Genomic DNA, 17,907 nt, shown 5'->3' with positions numbered 1-17,907 from the left:
GGCATTGCAGCTCGCACCCTGCCCCCCTGCCCTCGCCGTGCCACTCGCGCCCGACGCACGGCAGATCGGGTTCTCGATCCCGCCGCAGGCGCTGTCCACGGCGCTGATCGCGTACGGCAAGCAGGCCAACGTGCAGGTGCTGACCGCCAGCCCGACCCTGGCCGGGATGCGCAGCGACGGGCTGCAAGGCATGTTCACCCCGGACGCGGCGCTGCAGCGCCTGCTGCAATCGAGTGGGCTCGCGTACCGCATGCTCGATGCGAACACGGTGGCGGTCACCCCCGCCGCCACGGCGCCGGTCGATCCTGCGGATGCCGCCGATGCGCACCGCGCCGGCGCGCCAGCCAAGCTGCTGGAACAGGTCGACGCCGCGGCGCTGACCGATCACGCCATGGGCGACGTGCCAGCCTATGCCAGCGACGCGCTGCGTTACGCCGCCGATTCCATCGCCGTGCCGCAGTCGGTGAATGTGGTCGCTCCGCATCTGCTGGCCTCGCAACAGGTGCGCACCGTCGCCGACGCCCTGCGCAACGTGGCCAGCGTGCAGCAGATCGAAAATCCGTTGCGCGCGCCGCTGTTCAAGATCCGCGGCATCTACACCGGCAACGGCATGACCGACGGGATGCCGAACAGCTTCGTCGGCCTCGGCGGCTACCCGCCGATGATCGGCGTGGAGCGGGTCGAAGTGCTCAAGGGCCCGGAATCGATCCTCGGCGACAGCAACGGCGGCGACATGAGCGGACTGATCAACGTCGTCACCAAGCAACCGCTGCGCACACCGAAGCGCGAACTGAGCTACGTCCTCGGCGAGCGCGGCGACGTGCAGGCCGGGCTCGATGCGACCGGACCGATCGGCGCCACGCCGCTGAGCTATCGGCTCGTCGTCTCCGGCCAGCATGCCGATTCCACGGCGCAAGGCTACGGCCCGCGCAATGCCGCCTACCTGGCGCCGTCCATCGCCTGGCAGGGAGACGACAACCGCCTGGTGCTCGGCGTGCAGCGCGTGACCGATCGGCAGCCGGCCGCCGACCATGCCCTGCTGCTGCGCAACCGCGTGTCGGCGATGACGCCCAGGAGCTTGCGCCTGGGCAACGCACAGGACCATACCGCCTACCGCACCCAGCGCGCCTATTACCTGTTCGATCAGCGGCTCAGCGACCGCTGGCAACTGCGCAGCCGCGGCCAGTACGTGACCCAGGCGATCGACGCGCGCAACTGGGGCATGCTGTCGCCTTCGCCGAAGGGCGCCGTGCGCGCCTATGCCGAGGCGTACCGCAATACGACGGCGTACTACACCATCCAGAACGACCTGGTCGGCAGCTTCGGCGACGGGCCGCTGCGGCAGACCGTGACCCTGGGCCTGGATTACACGCGCGCGCGGCTGGGCAGCAGCGATTACTTCATCCGCATGCACCGCAACCGCTACGACGTGTTCGGCGACGAGCGGCTGGGTCCGGTGCACTGGCCGCATTCGCGGCGCGGGATCCTGCATTACCCCGGCAGCCCGTGGTCGAGCCGGAGCGGCATCCTGCTGCAGGACCAGATCAGCATGGGCGAACGCTGGGACGTACTGCTGGCGCTGCGCCGCTCGGCGTACGAGATTTCCAGCTACGATGCCAAGGGCAAACTGCGCCAGTTGCGCCGGCGCCGCTGGGTGCCCAACGTCGGCGTGGTCTACAAGCTGACCCCGGAGGCGTCGCTGTACGCCAGCACCATGAACGGCTTTGCGCCAAGTGCCGTGCTCGGCAAGAACGGCCGGCCATTGCCGCCCGCGTTGTCGCGGCAAGTGGAGGCGGGGGCGAAGATCGATCTGTTCGAGCACCGGGCGCGGCTCAGCGCCGCCTACTACCAGATCACCGTCGACCGCAGCTTCGACCTGGTGCTGGCGCATCCGTCGTACTTCGCCAGACCGATCGACAGCCAGAGCAACCACGGGCTGGATCTCGACTTCGTCGGCGCCCTCGCCCCCGGCCTGGAACTGAGCAGCAGCCTGGCGCTGGCCCGCATCGGCCGGCGCGACGGTACGCCGACCCTCGGCGTCCCGCGCACCCGTTTCACCCTGTGGAGCAGCTACCAGTTCCAGGACAGCCGCTGGAGCGGCTGGGGCGTGGCCGGCGGCATCCTGGCGCGCGATCACACCCTCGGCCGCCGCCTGGCCGGCGGCTATTTCAAGATTCCCGGGCAGGCCAGCGTGGACGCGAACGTGTCCTATCGCACCGAAACCTGGGGCGTGACCGTGGGCATGCGCAACGTCTTCGATCGGCGACTGTATGCCGACGAGTTCGACGAGACCTTCGTGCCGCTGCCGGACGGCCGCAGCCTGCTGCTGACCGGCAGCTATCGGTTCTAGCACGCGTTGTCGCGACCGACGCGGCAGGCGTCGGCTGCGCTCAGGCCTCGGTGGAGGCCTGCGGCGCCTCTTCGACCTGGCCGAGTTCGTGCAGCAGTGCCGTGGCGTAGCTGCCCGGCGGCAATGCGAAGCGCAGTTCCAGCGCGTCGTCCTGCCCGTCCAGCCAGCGCCATTGCAGGTCGGCCACGCGCAGGCGGGTCGCCCGCCGCTCCTGCTTCAGGCCCTCGCGCTCCAGGCCGTCGCGCAGGCGCTGCGCGACCGCCTCGTCCAGCACCGCCAGTTCCAGCGCACGCGCCGCCTCGGCGCTGCGCAGCTCGCCGGCGCCCCACAGCGGCGCGGACGGATGGATGTCGAAGCGCTGCAAGCGCTCGGCCAGCGCCTCCGACCACGGCTCCGGACCGAACACGCTGCGGCTGCCGTCGAGCATCCACACTTCGCCGTCCAGCGCGCTGTCCCAGTTGCCGGCGGCCACGCGGGCGGCCAGCACCCGGTTGAACAGCTCCGAACGGGCCGCCGACAGCAGCAGCGAGCGCTGCTCGCGGCGCACGCGGCGGCCGCCGAACATCGCCAGCGCGGCGCCGACGTTGCCGCCATCGCGGCCGAAGCGCTGTTCGCCGAACCAGTTGGGAATGCCGCGCGCGGCGATCTGCGCCAGCCGCGTCTCGATCGCGCCGCGCTCGCCGCGCACCTCGCGCAACACCAGCACGAAGCCGTTGCCGGCCAGCGCGCCACGCGGCAGCTTGCGGTTGTGCCAGTGCGCTTCCAGCACCTGCAGATCCGCGTCCTGCAAGCTGTCCAGCGCCGGCGCCACACGCTTGGGCAGATGCACCGAGAAGCGCTGGGTGGTGACCGCATGGCGGTCCTTCATGCCGGCGTAGCCGATCGCCAGTTCCGCCACCCCGGCCCACTGCGCCAGGCGGCGCGCGGCGAAGGCGGTGTTCATGCCGCGCTTGCGCACGGTCAGCAGCAGGTGCTCGCCCTCGCCGCTGGGCGCGAACGCGGGCAGTTCGTCGACCTGGAAATCCTCGGCGGTGCTGCGCATGCGCGCCTGCAACGGCGCGGCGCCGAACGCACGCGGCAACTCGCTCACAGCGCCACCAGCAGGGCCACGGCCTGCGCCGCGATGCCTTCGCCACGGCCGGTGAAGCCGAGCTTCTCGCTGGTGGTGGCCTTGACGCTCACGCAGTCCAGTTCGACCTGCAACAGCGCCGCAAGGCGCTCGCGCATCGCCTGCGCATGCGGGCCGACCTTGGGCCGTTCGCAGATCACGGTGATGTCGGCATTGCCCAGGCGCCAGCCGCGCGCGTGCAGCAGGCCGACGCAGTGATCGAGAAACTGCGCACTGTCGGCGCCCTTCCAGCGCGGATCGGACGGGGGGAAATGCTGGCCGATGTCGCCCAGCGCCAGCGCGCCGAGCAAGGCGTCGCACAGGGCGTGGATCGCCACGTCGCCGTCGCTGTGGGCGAGTACGCCGCGCTCGTGCGCCACGCGCACGCCGCCGAGCATGATGTGGTCGCCCTCGCCGAAGGCGTGGACGTCGTAGCCCTGGCCGATGCGGAAGGGAGGAACGGAAAGGGAATCGTGTGACATGGGAATCCTGTTCGTAGAAGCGTCGACGCCGTCCGGCGGTCAGACGCCGGAGTGCAGCGTGCGCACGTAAACCGGGAGCGGCTCGGACGCCGGCATGGCCTCTCGTTCGTCCGCTGCGCCCCACAGCGGGTTGAGCCAGTCGTCATGGACGATGCGTTCGACCAGCGCCGGCAGCGGCGTGTGCCGGGTCGGCACGCGGAACGGCAGACGGCCGTGCGCCGACGACACCAGGCTGAAGCGCAACTGCCGCGCCTGGCCATCATGCCAGCAGTAGAAGGTCATCGCCGGCGCCGCCTGCGCGCGCAGCGTGGCCTGGCGATCGTCGGCGGCCGCCTCCACGAACCGCGCCACGCTCGCCACGTCGATGCCCGCGGCGTGATCCTCGCGCGGCGAGAACGCCCACAGGTTGGCATTGGCCTCGTGCTGGATGTCGTCGCCATCGACCACGATCGCAGCGTTCGCGGCCTGCTGCAGCCAGGCGTGCGCCACCGCGTCCTCGAACCGCATCAGCCGCCCTGCCGCTGGAACAGTTCGAACTCGAAACGCGCCAGGTCGGCCGGTGTGGTGACCTTGAAATTGTCTTCGGCGCCCTCGACCAGCAGCGGCCGCAGCCCCAGCAACTCCATCGCCATCGCGTCGTCGGTGACCTCGACGCCGGCCGCGGCGGCCTGCTCCAGGGCCCGGCTCAGTTGCATGCGCCGGAACAGTTGCGGGGTCAGCGCGCGCCAGAGGCGCTCGCGCGGTTCGGTGCCGTCGATGCCGCCGTCGTCGCCGGCGCGCTTGAGCGTGTCGCGCACCGGCGCGGCCAGGATCGCGCCGACCGGATCGCCGCGCCCCGCCTCCAGCAGCCGGTCCAGGTCGGCCAGCGCCAGATTCGGCCGCGCCGCATCGTGCACCAGCACGAAGTCGTCCGCCTTCACCGACTCCGGCAAGGCATGCAACGCGGCCAGCACCGAGCCGGCACGGCTGCCGGCGCCCAGGCAGGTCAGGACCGGCTTGCCAGCCAGTTCGGTCCAACCCGGCCACTGTGCATCGTCCACGCCCAGCGCCACCATCGCCCCGGCCACCGCCGGATGCGCCAGCAGCGCTTCCAAGGCATGCGCCAGCAACGGGCGCCCGCCCGCCTGCAGGTACTGCTTGGGCGTGGCGCCGCCGAAACGGGTGCCGCGGCCAGCCGCCGGGACCACGGCCCAGACGGTGGCCATCAGGGCTGCTCGCCCGGCGCCGGCGTCACAGGCGCCGGCTGCGCGCCGGCTGCCGTACCGGCCGGCGCGGTCGACACCGGCGCGTTCTCGACCACGCGGTAGAACTTTTCGCCCGGTTTGATCATGCCCAGTTCGCTACGCGCGCGCTCCTCGATCGCCGCCTCACCGTCCTTGAGGTCCTTGACCTCGGCGGCGAGCGCGGCGTTGCGTTGCTGCAGACCTTCGTTGTCGCGCTTCTGGTGCTCGACCTGACTTTCGAGCACCAGCACTTCGCCGGAATTGCCCGGGCCGAGCCAGAAACGGTACTGCAGCCACGCCAGCAGTCCCGCCAGCACCAGCAGCAGCCAGCGCCAGTTGCGCACGGCTTATCGCTTGAGCGAGACGAACGCGTCGCGCCCGGCGTAGCGCGCGGCGCTGCCGAGCGCTTCCTCGATGCGCAGCAGCTGGTTGTATTTGGCCACGCGATCGCTGCGGCACAGCGAGCCGGTCTTGATCTGGGTGGCGGTGGTGGCCACGGCGATGTCGGCGATGGTGGTGTCCTCGGTCTCGCCGGAACGGTGCGAGACGATGGCCGCGTAGCCGGCCTTGTCGGCCATGGCGATGGCTTCCAGGGTCTCGGTCAGGGTGCCGATCTGGTTGACCTTGATCAGGATCGCGTTGGCGGTGCCGGACTCGATGCCCTGCTTGAAGATCTTCGGGTTGGTCACGAACAGGTCGTCGCCGACCAGTTGCACCTTGCTGCCGACGCGGTCGGTGAGCAGCTTCCAGCCGGCCCAGTCGTCCTCGGCCAGGCCGTCCTCGATGCTGACGATCGGATACTGCGCGGCCCAGTCGGCGAGGAAGTCGACGAACTGCTCGCTGGTCAGGCGCTTGCCCTCGCCCACCAGGTGGTACTTGCCGTTGTCGTAGAACTCGCTGGAGGCCACGTCCAGGCCCAGCAGCACGTCCTCGCCAGCGGTGTAGCCGGCCTTGCCGATCGCTTCCAGGATGGTGTCCAGCGCTTCCACGTTGCTGCGGAAGTCCGGGGCGAAGCCGCCCTCGTCGCCGACCGCGGTGGACAGGCCGTGGCCCTTCAACACCGACTTCAGCGCGTGGAAGATCTCGGTGCCGGCGCGCAGCGCCTCGGAGAACGAGGCGGCGCCGACCGGCAGCACCATGAACTCCTGGAAATCGACGTTGTTGTCGGCATGCGCGCCGCCGTTGATGATGTTCATCATCGGCACCGGCAGCGCCAGGTTGGCGGTGTTGCCCGCGGCCAGCGACTGCCACAGCGGCTGCTTGCGCGAGGCGGCAACGGCATGGGCGTTGGCCAGCGAGACGCCGAGCAGCGCATTGGCGCCCAGGCGGCCCTTGTTCTCGGTGCCGTCCAGGTCGATCAGGCGGCGGTCCAGGCCCTGCTGGTCGGCGGCGTCGAAGCCCTTCAGCGCGCCGGCGATGGTGGTGTTGACGTTCTCCACCGCCTTGCGCACGCCCTTGCCCAGGTAGCGGGTCTTGTCGCCGTCGCGCAGCTCGACCGCTTCCTTGGTGCCGGTGGACGCGCCCGAAGGCACCGCGGCACGACCGAACGAACCGTCCTCCAGGATGACATCGGCTTCCAGCGTGGGATTGCCGCGGCTGTCGAGGATTTCACGGGCGTGGATGCTGCGGATCGTACTCATGGGCGGGCCGGTTACCTGTAGGAAGAGGGGGCGGAAACGAATGCCGGCTGATTATCCCCGGCCGCCGGTTCCTTGCCAAATCCCGCCTCAGCCGGCGCCCATCAGGCCCAGCGGGATTCCGCTGAGGAAGAGCAGGATCAAGACCAGCATCGCCAGCAGCAGGCCGCCGGCGATGCCGGCCAGGAGGCGGCCGCGGCGCTGCGTCCAACTCAGCGCGGCGGCGATCGTCGCGCCCACCGCAGCCACTGCCACTACCAGCAGGGCGATCACCATCCAGAACAGCATGGCCAGGAAATGGTCGCCGTGGCTGGGCGTGCCAATCCCACTGGAGAAGGCGAACAGCGCCACGACCAGCGCCGCCCACGCCAGCAACGACAACAACAAGGCACACAGCCCCCAAGGCCAGGCGCCGGCCCGCTCGGGTGCGGTCATCGCCGCGGCTCCGAGAAGGCGACGCACACCCGGCAGCCCGCACCCGGCCAGGATCGGCACAGCCGCAGCGGCGGCGGCGCGCGCCTCACGCGAAGCGCGAGAACCCGTGTTTCTTGGTCACCGCGTCCAGTTCCATCAGCGTTTCCAGCAGCGCTTCCATCTGATCCAGCGGCCACGCATTGGGGCCGTCGGACAGCGCCTTGGACGGGTCCGGATGGGTCTCGGCGAACACGCCGGCCACGCCCACGGCCACCGCCGCGCGCGCCAGCACCGGCACGAACTCGCGCTGGCCGCCGGAACTGCCGCCCTGCCCGCCCGGCAGCTGCACCGAATGGGTGGCATCGAACACCACCGGGCAGCCGGTCTCGCGCATCACGCTCAGCGAGCGCATGTCGCTGACCAGGTTGTTGTAGCCGAAGCTGGCGCCGCGCTCGCAGACCATGATCTGCTCGTTGCCGGTGGACTTGGCCTTCTCCACCACCGGCTTCATGTCCCACGGCGACAGGAACTGGCCCTTCTTGATGTTGACCGGCTTGCCGGCGGCGCACACGTTCTTGATGAAATCGGTCTGCCGCACCAGGAACGCCGGCGTCTGCAGCACGTCCACCACCGCCGCCACCTCGTGCATCGGCGTGTACTCGTGCACGTCGGTCAGCACCGGCACGCCGATCTGGGTCTTCACCGCCTCCAGCACCTTCAGCCCTTCCTCCAGGCCGGGGCCGCGGAAGCTGGTGCCGGAGGTGCGGTTGGCCTTGTCGAAGCTGGACTTGAAGATGAAGTTGATGCCCAGCCGGCCGGTGATCTCCTTGAGCCTGCCGGCCACGTCGAGCTGCAGTTGCATCGACTCGATCACGCACGGGCCGGCGATCAGGAACAGCGGCCGGTCCAGGCCGACGTCGAATCCACAGAGCTTCATTGATTACCTTCCGGAGGTTCAGAGGGGCGCGGGAGGGGCGCAGGGACGGAGCCGCCGCCGAACCTGCCGGCAGCCCAGATGAGTGCGCCGATCAGCGCCAGCGGCGCAGATAGCCCCACCGCCGCGATCAGGCAATACATCAGCCCCATCCCATAGCTATCGGCCAAGCCGGTGCTGCTGCGCCAGGAGAAATAGACCAGCAAGGCCGCAGGAAACACCAGCACCGCCGCCGCAAAGAACCAGCGCGCGACCCTGCTCTCGCTGCTGCGCCCGGTCGCAGTCACGCCCTGGCTTCCTTGAGCAGCTTGCCGCCGGCCTTGCGCTCGCGCGCGGCGCGCACGAAGCCGATGAACAACGGGTGGCCGTCGCGCGGCGTGGACAGGAATTCCGGGTGCGCCTGGCAGGCCAGGAACCACGGATGCGTCTCGCGCGGCAACTCCACCATCTCCACCAGGGTGTCGTCCATCGACTTGGCGGCAATCACCAGGCCGGCGTCCTCGAGCTGGGTGCGATAGCGGTTGTTGAACTCGTAACGGTGGCGATGGCGCTCGGCGACCACGTCCTTGCCGTACAGCTCGCGCGCCAGCGTGCCCGGCTTGAGCCGCTGCTCCTGCAGGCCCAGGCGCATGGTGCCGCCGAGATCGGACTTCTCGTCGCGCTTCTCGACATCGCCAGTGGCGGTGCGCCATTCGGTGATCAGGCCGATCACCGGGTATGGCGACTGCCGGTCGTTCTCGGTGCTGTTGGCCGCGTCCAGCCCGGCGACATGCCGCGCATAGTCGACCACCGCAGCCTGCATGCCGTAGCAGATGCCGAAGTACGGCACGCCGTGCTGGCGGGCGTAGCGCGAGGTCAGCACCTTGCCTTCGAAACCGCGGTCGCCGAAGCCGCCCGGCACCAGGATGCCGTCCACGTCGGCCAGGGCCGCCATGTCGCTGCCTTCCAGGTCCTGCGCTTCCAGCCACTTCAGGTTGACCTTGGTGCGCTGGCGCAGACCGCCGTGCTTGAGCGCCTCGCCGACCGACTTGTATGCGTCCTGATGGTCCACGTACTTGCCGACCACGGCGATGGTGACCTCGTCGAGCGGATGCTTGATCGCGTCGACCACGGCTTCCCACTCCGACAGGTTGGCCGCGCCGACCTTGTCGCGCAGCTTGAACTGGTCGATGACGATCTCGTCCAGGCCCTGCCGGTGCAACTCCAGCGGCATGCCGTAGAGCACGTCGATGTCGGCGGCGCTGATCACCGCGCGCTCGGAGACGTTGGTGAACAGCGCGATCTTGCGCCGCTCCGAATCCGGGATCGCCTGCTCCGAGCGGCACAGCAGCACGTCCGGCTGGATGCCGATCGAGCGCAGTTCCTTGACCGAATGCTGGGTCGGCTTGGTCTTCAGTTCGCCGGCTGCGGCGATGTACGGCACCAGGGTCAGGTGCATGAACATGGCCTTCTCGGCGCCGCGCTCGGTGCGCACCTGGCGGATCGCCTCCAGGAACGGCAGCGACTCGATGTCGCCGACGGTGCCGCCGATCTCGACCAGGGCCACGTCGTAGCCGGCGGTGGCTTCATCCACGCAGCGACGGATCTCGTCGGTGATGTGCGGAATCACCTGCACGGTGGCGCCGAGGTAGTCGCCGCGGCGCTCCTTGCGGATCACGTTCTCGTAGATGCGCCCGGTGGTGACCGAATTCTTGCGCGACAGGCGCGTGCGCACGAAGCGCTCGTAATGCCCCAGGTCCAGGTCGGTCTCGGCGCCGTCGTCGGTGACGTACACCTCGCCGTGCTGGAATGGGCTCATCGTGCCCGGGTCGACGTTGATGTAGGGGTCCAGCTTCATCATCGTGACCGACAGGCCACGTGCTTCGAGAATGGACGCAAGCGAAGCGGCCGCGATGCCCTTGCCAAGCGAGGACACTACGCCGCCGGTAACGAAGATCAGGGGGGTCATGGCTCGAAGGCCTCCCGGAAAGCCATAGTTTAACGGGTGAAGCGGATTTGCCCAAGCGCTTTTGCGCAACAGCCGCCCCACAAAAAAGCGACGCCCCGGGCGACCGGGGCGTCGTGTGCAGGAAACCGTGCGCAGACTCAAGGCTTGCGCGCTTCCTCTTCCTCTTCCTTCTTCGGCGCGGCCGCATCCTTGCCGGCCTTGTGCTCGGCGGCCGCGGCGGCGCGGCGCTTGGCCTTGGCGTCGGCCTCGGCCTTTTCCTTGGCGACCTGCGCCTCGTAGGCGGCGGCACCGGAGGCGGCCGGATCGGCGCTCTGCGCCTGGGCCATCGCGACCGGCACGGCCACCGCGGCGGCGACCAGGGCGGCCAGGGTCAACAGCTTGCGAACGTTCATGGCGGACTCCTTTGGGACGTGCGACGAAGATGTGGGCGACGTCGCGGTTTTTCCAGGGCCAGCGTAGCGTGGAGCCCCCGCACCCGCCCTGAACACCGGCGACGTGCAAAAAACCGCCGCAGACCGCACACTTCCGGATCTGCTTCGCGCCACCTGCTGAGACGCATGAATACCCGCTACAACGCCGCCGACATCGAAGTTCTCTCTGGCCTGGACCCGGTCAAGCGCCGGCCCGGCATGTACACCGACACCGCACGCCCCAACCACCTGGCCCAGGAAGTGATCGACAACGCCGTCGACGAGGCGCTGGCCGGCCACGCCCGGCACATCGAGGTGACGCTGTACAAGGACGGCAGTTGCGAGGTGTCCGACGACGGCCGCGGCATGCCGGTGGACATCCATCCGGAAGAGAAGATCTCCGGCGTCGAACTGATCCTCACCCGGCTGCATGCCGGCGGCAAGTTCAGCGACCGCAACTACACCTTCAGCGGCGGCCTGCACGGCGTCGGCGTCAGCGTGGTCAATGCGCTGTCCAATCGGGTGGAACTGTTCATCAAGCGCGAAGGCAACGAGTACCGCATGGCCTTCGCCGACGGCCACGCCGCCTCCAAGCTGGAGATCGTCGGCAGCGTCGGCAAGAAGAACACCGGCACGCGTCTGCGCTTCTGGCCGGATCCGAAGTACTTCGACACGCCGAAGTTCGCGGTGCGCGCGCTGCGCCACCTGCTGCGCGCCAAGGCGGTGCTGTGCCCCGGCCTGACCGTCAAGCTGCACGACGAGGCCACCGGCGAGCAGGACACCTGGTATTTCGAGGACGGCCTGCGCGACTACCTGCGCGGCGAACTGGCCGAGCGCGAGCTGCTGCCGGCCGAGCTGTTCGTCGGCAGCCTGAAGAAGGACCGCGAGATCGTCGACTGGGCGGTGGCCTGGGTGGTGGAAGGCGAGCTGGTGCAGGAAAGCTACGTCAACCTGATCCCCACCGCGCAGCACGGCACCCACGTCAACGGCCTGCGCAGCGGCCTCACCGACGCGCTGCGCGAGTTCTGCGATTTCCGCAACCTGCTGCCGCGCGGCGTGAAGCTGGCGCCGGAAGACGTGTGGGACCGCGTGGCGTTCGTGCTCTCGCTGAAGATGACCGACCCGCAGTTCAGCGGCCAGACCAAGGAACGCCTGTCCTCGCGCCAGGCCGCCGGCTTCATCGAAGGCGCCGCGCACGATGCCTTCAGCCTGTGGCTGAACCAGAACGTGGAGACCGGCACGCGCATCGCGCAGATCGCCATCGACCGCGCCAGCGCGCGACTGAAGACCGAGAAGCAGATCGTGCGCAAGAAGGTCACCCAGGGTCCGGCGCTGCCGGGCAAGCTGGCCGACTGCATCAGCCAGGACCTGTCGCGCACCGAACTGTTCCTGGTCGAGGGCGACTCGGCGGGCGGCAGCGCCAAGCAGGCCCGCGACAAGGATTTCCAGGCGATCCTGCCGCTGCGCGGCAAGATCCTCAACACCTGGGAAGTGGCCTCCGGCAGCGTGCTGGCCTCGGAGGAAGTGCACAACCTGGCGATCGCGATCGGCTGCGACCCGGGCAAGGAAGAGATCGACGGCCTCCGCTACGGCAAGGTGGTGATCCTGGCCGACGCCGACTCCGACGGCCTGCACATCGCGACCCTGCTGACCGCGCTGTTCCTGCGCCACTTCCCCGCCCTGGTGCGCGCCGGTCACGTGTTCGTGGCGATGCCGCCGCTGTTCCGCGTGGACGTGGGCAAGCAGGTGTTCTACGCGCTGGACGAGGAAGAGAAGCGCTCGCTGCTGGACAAGATCGAACGCGAGAAGATCAAGGGCCAGGTCAGCGTCACCCGCTTCAAGGGCCTGGGCGAGATGAATCCGCAGCAGCTGCGCGAATCCACCATCCACCCGGACACCCGGCGCCTGGTGCAGCTGACCGTGGACGACGGCGACCAGACCCGCTCGCTGATGGACATGCTGCTGGCCAAGAAGCGCGCCGGCGACCGCAAGCAGTGGCTGGAGACCAAGGGCGACCTGGCGTCGCTGGAGGTCTGAGGCCGGGTGCGCGCGCTGGCGCTTCCAGTCAGCGCGTGCGCGGTGGTGCAGATGCCGCTTCCCCGGCCGGCTCGGCGAGAGCCGTGTCGGGTTTGCACTAGCGGGTTGTGACTGCTCCCGAAAGCATCGTGCGGGAGCGACCTCAGTCGCGACGCGCGAAGCAGGCAGATGCCGGGGCATCATGCCGTCGGGACTGAAGTCCCTCCCACAACATTCCTGCCTGCGCGCCGCACGACCGGCGGATGCCGTCAGTTGCCTGCGCGGCATTGACGCCGCCTGGGCCCTCAGCCACGCGCAGGCGCCGCCGGCACCACGCCGGTGCAGTCGTGATCCTGCAGTTCCTCCGCACCGACCCCATCGCCGGGAAGCGCCGTGGCGGCCAGCACCACGAAGCCGGGACGGCCATCGAACTCCGCGCCGACCACCGCCAGGGTCTGGTGCACCATGCTCTGCTGCGGCGGCAGGCTGCGCGCCAGCAGCGTCAGCGGATTCGCATCCAGTTCTTCGCCCTCCACGCGCATCGCCCGATAGGCGTGACCGTGCAGCGGCTGCGGCAACGGCGCCCAGGTAGGGCCGATCGACGCCTGCATCGCCTGCAACTGGTCGCGCACCTGCGGCGCCAGGCAATCGATATGGACATGCAACTGGTCCTGCGAACGCGCCGAGGGCGGGTTGATCGTCAGGCTGGTCAGTTCGCGCGGCAGCGGCCGGTTCAACAGCCGCTCGACCCGGGTGCGCGCCTGCCAGGCCAGGCCCAGCCAGTTCGGCGCGCCGGCGGCACGCGCGCGCGGATCTTCGATCCCGCTCACCGGCACCGTCGGAATCAGCAGGTACTGGTAGTCGCCGCGCAGGTCCTTCATCAAGGCATAGCGTTGGCCTGGCTCGGCATGCACTTCGCTGCAAGGGGCCGGATCGGCGCCGGCGCGCGCCTGCGGCAGGCAGCGCGTGCTCAACAGCCGCCACAGGCGCTGGCGATCGTGGGCATGCGGATCGTGCGCCGCCGGCGACTCGGCGACGGGCGGCGGCGATGGCACGCTGGCGCAGCCGGCCAGCAATGCCGCCAGGAACAGGCATAACGGCAGGCGGGAACGAAGGACGGGCATGCGCAGCGGACCGGACACGGGACGGACCGGCGATTGTAGCCAGCGCCGATGAACCGGCATGACTAGGGCGTGTCACCCATCCCCGAGCATGCCGCGCCGCGATTGCGCGTGCCTGTGGTAAGGAAGAGCGAGGAAGTGGACGTCCGTCCACGCCCGAGCGATGACGCGGCCACGGGCGCGCGCAACCGCGGCCCTTCGGGTTGGGCCTGGCAGGCGCGCTGCCGGCGCCGCGCGGCTTGACCTGACGGCCAGTCAGGCGCTGCGCCACGCAACGCCGGCAACGCGCCTGCCAGACCCAACGCGGCATACTCGGGGATGGGTGACACGCCCTAGGCCGCGCCGCCACCGACCATGGCTTTGTGCACATCCGCCGCGCCGACGCCGCGGCCTAGCATGCCGGCTCCCTTCCTGCGAGCGACCGTCCGTGCCGACCTTCCCTTCCGTGCTGCTGGCCGTGCTGCTGGCGGCGATGCCGATGACCGCGGCGCTGGCCGCCGATGCCGATGCGGGCAATGCCGACAAGGGCGACAAGCCCGCCGCCGCCGAACCGGCGCCGCTGCCGGCCGACGCGCAGACCAGCCAATCCACCCAGCTCGACGGCCGCACCCTGCGCTACACGGTCAAGGTCGGCACGCTGCCGGTGAAGGACAAGCAGGGCAAGGTCGTCGCCGACGTGGTCTATACCGCCTACACCATGGACGGCAAGGACCGTCCGGTCACCTTCGCGCTCAACGGCGGCCCCGGCGCGGCCTCGGTGTACCTCAACCTGGGCGCGATCGGGCCGAAGGTGGTGGCGTTCGGCAGCGAGGGCGACAGCGCCTCGGCGCCGGCGCAGCTGCGCGACAACCCCGGCACCTGGCTGGACTTCACCGACCTGGTGTTCATCGACCCGGTCGGCACCGGCTTCAGCCGCTCGCGCGTGCCCGACGAGCAGGCCAAGAAGCAGTTCTACAACCCGCAGGCCGACATCGAATACCTCTCGCGCACCATCTACGACTGGCTGCTGAAGAACCAGCGCCTGCAGTCGCGCAAGTACCTGGTCGGCGAGAGCTACGGCGGCTTCCGCGGCCCGCGCATCACCCACTACCTGCAGACCAAGCTCGGCGTGGCGATGAACGGCGTGGTCCTGGTCTCGCCGTATCTGAATCCGACCCTGGACGACAACGGCGACGTCTCGCCGCTGCCGTGGATGCTGACCCTGCCGTCGATCACCGCCGCACGCCTGGAACGCGAGGGCAAGCTGACCCCGGAAGCGATGCGCCAGGTGATCGACTACACCCGCGGCGACTACGTCACCGCGCTGCTGCGCGGGCGCTCCGACCCGGCCGGCACCACCCGCATGATCCAGCAGGTGACCGCGATGACCGGCCTGGACCCGGCCTTCGTGCGCCGCGCCGGCGGCCGCCTGGAGACCCAGGCCTACCTGCGCGAGGTGTTCCGCGACAAGGGCGAACTGGGCAGCCGCTACGACTCCAACGTCACCGCCTTCGACCCGTTCCCCAACGCCCCCGAGCAGCGCGCCAACGACCCGCTGCTGGACAGCATCATCGCCCCCACCACCACCGCGATGGTCGATTTCGTGACCCGCGTGGTCGGCTGGAAGGTCGACGCCCGCTACGAGGCGCTGAACTACGACGTGAACCGGCTGTGGGACTGGGACGACGAACTGCGCAAGGGTTCGGTGACGCAACTGCGCCAGTCGGTGGCGATCGACCCGAAGCTGCGCGTGCTGATCGTGCACGGCTGGAACGACCTGTCGTGCCCGTTCATGGGCTCGGTGCTGACCGTGGACCAGATGCCGGTGATGGGCAACGACCCCACCCGCGTGCAGGTCAAGAACTACCCCGGCGGCCACATGTTCTACAACCGCGCCGACAGCCAGCGCGCGCTGCGTCAGGACGTGATGGCGATGTATCGGGCGAATTGATGGGAATGGGGAATTGGGAATGGGGAATCGCAAAAGCGGTTCCCCAGTCGTCGAGACAATACCCCGACCTGCATGGTTCGGGAGTGCTATCGCGATGGAGTTACTTGGCTACGCGACGTCGCCACGCAGGCAACACTCGTTGCGACAAGAGGACGTAAGACGTATCCAGATTCCTTTCGGAGGGCGACATCGTCACCGTTCGCGGGAAATCTATGCTTTTACGATTCCCGTTTCCCCACTCCCGATTCCCGGCTCCCTCACACCCACCCAGCCAAGGCGAATCCGCGGAAAATCAGATACGCCACGCCGGCAGCGGCCGGGATCGTCAGGATCCAGGCCCAGACGATGCGTTCGATGACGCCGAAGCGCAGCGAGCGCGGATTCTTGGCGAAGCCCACGCCCATGATCGCGGTGGAGATGCTGTGGGTGGTGGACACCGGCATGCCGAAGTGCGCGGCCAGGGTCAGGATCGTGGCCGAGCTGGTCTCAGCGGCGAAGCCGTGGATCGGATGCAGCTTGACCATCTTGTGGCCCAGGGTCTTGATGATCTTCCAGCCGCCGGAGGCGGTGCCGGCGGCCATCACCACCGCGCAGGTCAGCACGATCCAGGTGGCGATGCCCTGCCCCTGGCTGGCGTCGGGATGCAGGAACGCCAGCCACGACGGCAGGTCGTCCAGGGCGCCGGTGCTCTGCGCGCCGATCAGGGTCATGGCGATGATGCCCATGGTCTTCTGCGCGTCGTTGTGGCCGTGCGCATAGCCCATGTACGCGGCCGAGGCGATCTGCGCCTTGCCGAAGAAGGCATTGACCCAGCGCGGCCGCGCCAGCCGCCCGAGCGGGCCGCCCAGCTTGGCCAGGCCGGCGATCGCCGCCCACAGCAGCAGCATCACCGCGATGCCGAGCAGGAAGCCGGCGATCGGGGAGGTGACCATCGGCACGAACACCTTCCAAAGCAGACCCTTGTTCTTGGCCCAGTCGCCGAGGTTCTGCGACCAGATCAGCGCGCCCCAGTTGTTGTGCGCGGCAGCCAGGCCGGCGCCGCACAGGCCGCCGATCAACGCATGCGAGGACGAGGACGGGAGGCCCTTCCACCAGGTGATCAAGTTCCAGACGATGCCGCCGAGCAGCGCGCACAGCACCACCTGCGGGGTCACCGCGATCACGTCGGTGTTGAGCAGGCCGGAGGCGATGGTCATCGCCACGGCGGTGCCGGTCAGCGCGCCGACCAGGTTCATCGCCGCGGCCAGCATCACCGCCCAGCCGGGGCTGAGCACCTTGGTGGCGACCACCGTGGCGATCGAGTTGGCGGTGTCGTGGAAGCCGTTGATGAACTCGAACACCAGCGCCGCCAGGATCACGATCAGGACCAGGGTCAGCATCGGCGCGCCTCCACGCACGCGGCGGCGGCGGCCGGCGCGCGCAGGGCGCCACGGCCGCGCAGGCAGCAACTCCGCAGCGCGTCCATCAGGAGTTCTTCAGCACGATCTGGTAGACCACCACGCCGGCCTCGCGGCAACGGTCGATGGCCTTCTCCAGGATTTCGAAGAACTCCTTGAGCAGGAACATCTGCAGGTTGTCCAGGCGCCCGGAGTAGATGTCGCGGTACAGCTCCAGCATCAGCCGGTCGGCCTCGTTCTCCAGCGAGCGCAGCTTGTCGTTGAGCGCGCTCATCCGGTCCAGGTTCATGTGGCGCAGGTCGTGGACCATCTCCACGACCACCGCCGCGGCCTGCTCCAGCATCGCCGAGCGCGGCGCGAAATCGATGTGCTCCAGGTGCTGGATCGCCAGCGAATAGCGATCGGCGAACTTCTCCACCTGCTTGGGGATCTTGTACAGCGCCGAGCCCAGCGCCTCGATGTCCTCGCGCTCGATCGGGGTCATGAAGCTGTCCACCAGCGCCTGGCCGATCTTGTCGGACGCGGCGCGCTCGCGCAGGCGCGCCAGCTTGAAGCCGTCCAGCGCCGGCTGCCGGTCGGACTCGCGCATCATCGCGTGCAGGGCCTTGGTGCTGTCGTAGGCGGCCTGTGCCGCCTCGTCGAGCAGGGTGTAGAACTGCTTGCCGGAACCGAAGATGGTCTGCAACGAAAACATGCAACGCGCTTCCCGCCGTCGCGGGGAGGACGGCACTGGGGCGGAATTATGACTGTTTGCTGACACCTGCGGGTAGTCGCGGCCCCGGGCCGGCCCTGGCGACGTCGGCGCGGCGTGGACGCGGCCCCCGCCCGGGTTTGTTACCATCGCCGCCGCGCCCTTCGCGGGCGCACCCTATGGACGACCACCCCACACCCCCTCCCCAGATGTCGCTGATGACCTCGCGCAAGAGCCGGCTGAAGC

General features: G+C 69.2%; 17 protein-coding genes. 3 read left to right on the top strand and 14 right to left on the bottom strand.

The window, feature by feature from the left end; all coding sequences use genetic code 11:
* Positions 1–37: 37 nt before the first annotated feature.
* Positions 38–2,350, top strand: a complete 2,313-nt coding sequence (locus tag CEK66_RS06810; protein WP_226978522.1) for a TonB-dependent receptor — start codon at positions 38–40, stop codon at positions 2,348–2,350.
* Between the two features lie 40 nt (positions 2,351–2,390).
* On the opposite strand, the gene truD is transcribed toward CEK66_RS06810, so the two are convergent.
* The 11 genes from truD to CEK66_RS06755 all read right to left on the bottom strand — a co-directional run bounded on the left by truD (position 2,391) and on the right by CEK66_RS06755 (position 10,488).
* Complete coding sequence (gene truD, locus CEK66_RS06805; protein ID WP_152236375.1) at positions 2,391–3,440, bottom strand: tRNA pseudouridine(13) synthase TruD; 1,050 nt, start codon at positions 3,438–3,440, stop codon at positions 2,391–2,393.
* Complete coding sequence (gene ispF / locus CEK66_RS06800; RefSeq protein WP_152236374.1) at positions 3,437–3,940, bottom strand: 2-C-methyl-D-erythritol 2,4-cyclodiphosphate synthase; 504 nt, start codon at positions 3,938–3,940, stop codon at positions 3,437–3,439. Before ispF ends, truD begins: the two co-directional genes overlap by 4 nt.
* Positions 3,941–3,979: 39 nt before the next feature.
* A complete protein-coding gene (locus tag CEK66_RS06795; RefSeq protein ID WP_152236373.1) occupies positions 3,980–4,447 on the bottom strand; it encodes a hypothetical protein in 468 nt (155 codons plus the stop codon).
* On the bottom strand, positions 4,447–5,148 hold the full coding sequence (gene ispD / locus CEK66_RS06790) for a 2-C-methyl-D-erythritol 4-phosphate cytidylyltransferase (RefSeq protein ID WP_193312591.1): 702 nt from the start codon (positions 5,146–5,148) through the stop codon (positions 4,447–4,449). The genes CEK66_RS06795 and ispD overlap by 1 nt, the downstream gene beginning before the upstream one ends.
* Complete coding sequence (gene ftsB / locus CEK66_RS06785; protein ID WP_043095785.1) at positions 5,145–5,507, bottom strand: cell division protein FtsB; 363 nt, start codon at positions 5,505–5,507, stop codon at positions 5,145–5,147. The genes ispD and ftsB overlap by 4 nt, the downstream gene beginning before the upstream one ends.
* 3 nt (positions 5,508–5,510) lie before the next feature.
* On the bottom strand, positions 5,511–6,803 hold the full coding sequence (gene eno / locus CEK66_RS06780) for a phosphopyruvate hydratase (RefSeq protein WP_152236371.1): 1,293 nt from the start codon (positions 6,801–6,803) through the stop codon (positions 5,511–5,513).
* 87 nt (positions 6,804–6,890) lie between these two features.
* A complete protein-coding gene (locus CEK66_RS06775; RefSeq protein ID WP_026143441.1) occupies positions 6,891–7,235 on the bottom strand; it encodes a hypothetical protein in 345 nt (114 codons plus the stop codon).
* 85 nt (positions 7,236–7,320) lie between these two features.
* Entirely contained in the window at positions 7,321–8,151 is an 831-nt protein-coding gene (kdsA, locus tag CEK66_RS06770; RefSeq protein ID WP_017911068.1) for a 3-deoxy-8-phosphooctulonate synthase, read from the bottom strand.
* Positions 8,148–8,435, bottom strand: a complete 288-nt coding sequence (locus CEK66_RS06765; protein ID WP_152236370.1) for a hypothetical protein — start codon at positions 8,433–8,435, stop codon at positions 8,148–8,150. The genes kdsA and CEK66_RS06765 overlap by 4 nt, the downstream gene beginning before the upstream one ends.
* Entirely contained in the window at positions 8,432–10,096 is a 1,665-nt protein-coding gene (locus CEK66_RS06760; protein WP_017912623.1) for a CTP synthase, read from the bottom strand. Before CEK66_RS06760 ends, CEK66_RS06765 begins: the two co-directional genes overlap by 4 nt.
* A 137-nt stretch (positions 10,097–10,233) precedes the next feature.
* On the bottom strand, positions 10,234–10,488 hold the full coding sequence (locus CEK66_RS06755) for a hypothetical protein (protein WP_010343426.1): 255 nt from the start codon (positions 10,486–10,488) through the stop codon (positions 10,234–10,236).
* Positions 10,489–10,653: 165 nt separating this feature from the next.
* Here CEK66_RS06755 and parE point away from each other — a divergent pair, with 165 nt between their 5' ends.
* The gene (gene parE, locus CEK66_RS06750; RefSeq protein WP_017911072.1) at positions 10,654–12,543 is read left to right on the top strand and encodes a DNA topoisomerase IV subunit B; all 1,890 of its coding nucleotides are present in this window, start codon (positions 10,654–10,656) and stop codon (positions 12,541–12,543) included.
* 284 nt (positions 12,544–12,827) lie between these two features.
* On the opposite strand, the gene CEK66_RS06745 is transcribed toward parE, so the two are convergent.
* Positions 12,828–13,646, bottom strand: coding sequence for a CDP-diacylglycerol diphosphatase (locus CEK66_RS06745; protein ID WP_226978521.1), 819 nt, complete (start codon positions 13,644–13,646; stop codon positions 12,828–12,830).
* A 475-nt stretch (positions 13,647–14,121) separates the two neighbouring features.
* On the opposite strand from CEK66_RS06745, the gene CEK66_RS06740 reads away from it, so the two are divergent.
* The gene (locus tag CEK66_RS06740) at positions 14,122–15,573 is read left to right on the top strand and encodes a S10 family peptidase (RefSeq protein ID WP_226978524.1); all 1,452 of its coding nucleotides are present in this window, start codon (positions 14,122–14,124) and stop codon (positions 15,571–15,573) included.
* A 257-nt stretch (positions 15,574–15,830) separates the two neighbouring features.
* Here the strand turns inward: CEK66_RS06740 and CEK66_RS06735 are convergent, their stop codons facing one another.
* On the bottom strand, positions 15,831–16,952 hold the full coding sequence (locus CEK66_RS06735; RefSeq protein WP_152236369.1) for an inorganic phosphate transporter: 1,122 nt from the start codon (positions 16,950–16,952) through the stop codon (positions 15,831–15,833).
* 85 nt (positions 16,953–17,037) lie between these two features.
* The gene (locus tag CEK66_RS06730) at positions 17,038–17,664 is read right to left on the bottom strand and encodes a DUF47 family protein (protein ID WP_017911076.1); all 627 of its coding nucleotides are present in this window, start codon (positions 17,662–17,664) and stop codon (positions 17,038–17,040) included.
* Positions 17,665–17,907 lie beyond the last annotated feature (243 nt).

The sequence above is a fragment of the Xanthomonas sp. LMG 12460 genome, from assembly GCF_009192895.1.
GTDB lineage: Bacteria > Pseudomonadota > Gammaproteobacteria > Xanthomonadales > Xanthomonadaceae > Xanthomonas_A > Xanthomonas_A sontii.
The sequence above is the reverse complement of the archived record's forward strand: the minus strand, read 5'-3'. Positions and strand labels throughout refer to the sequence as shown.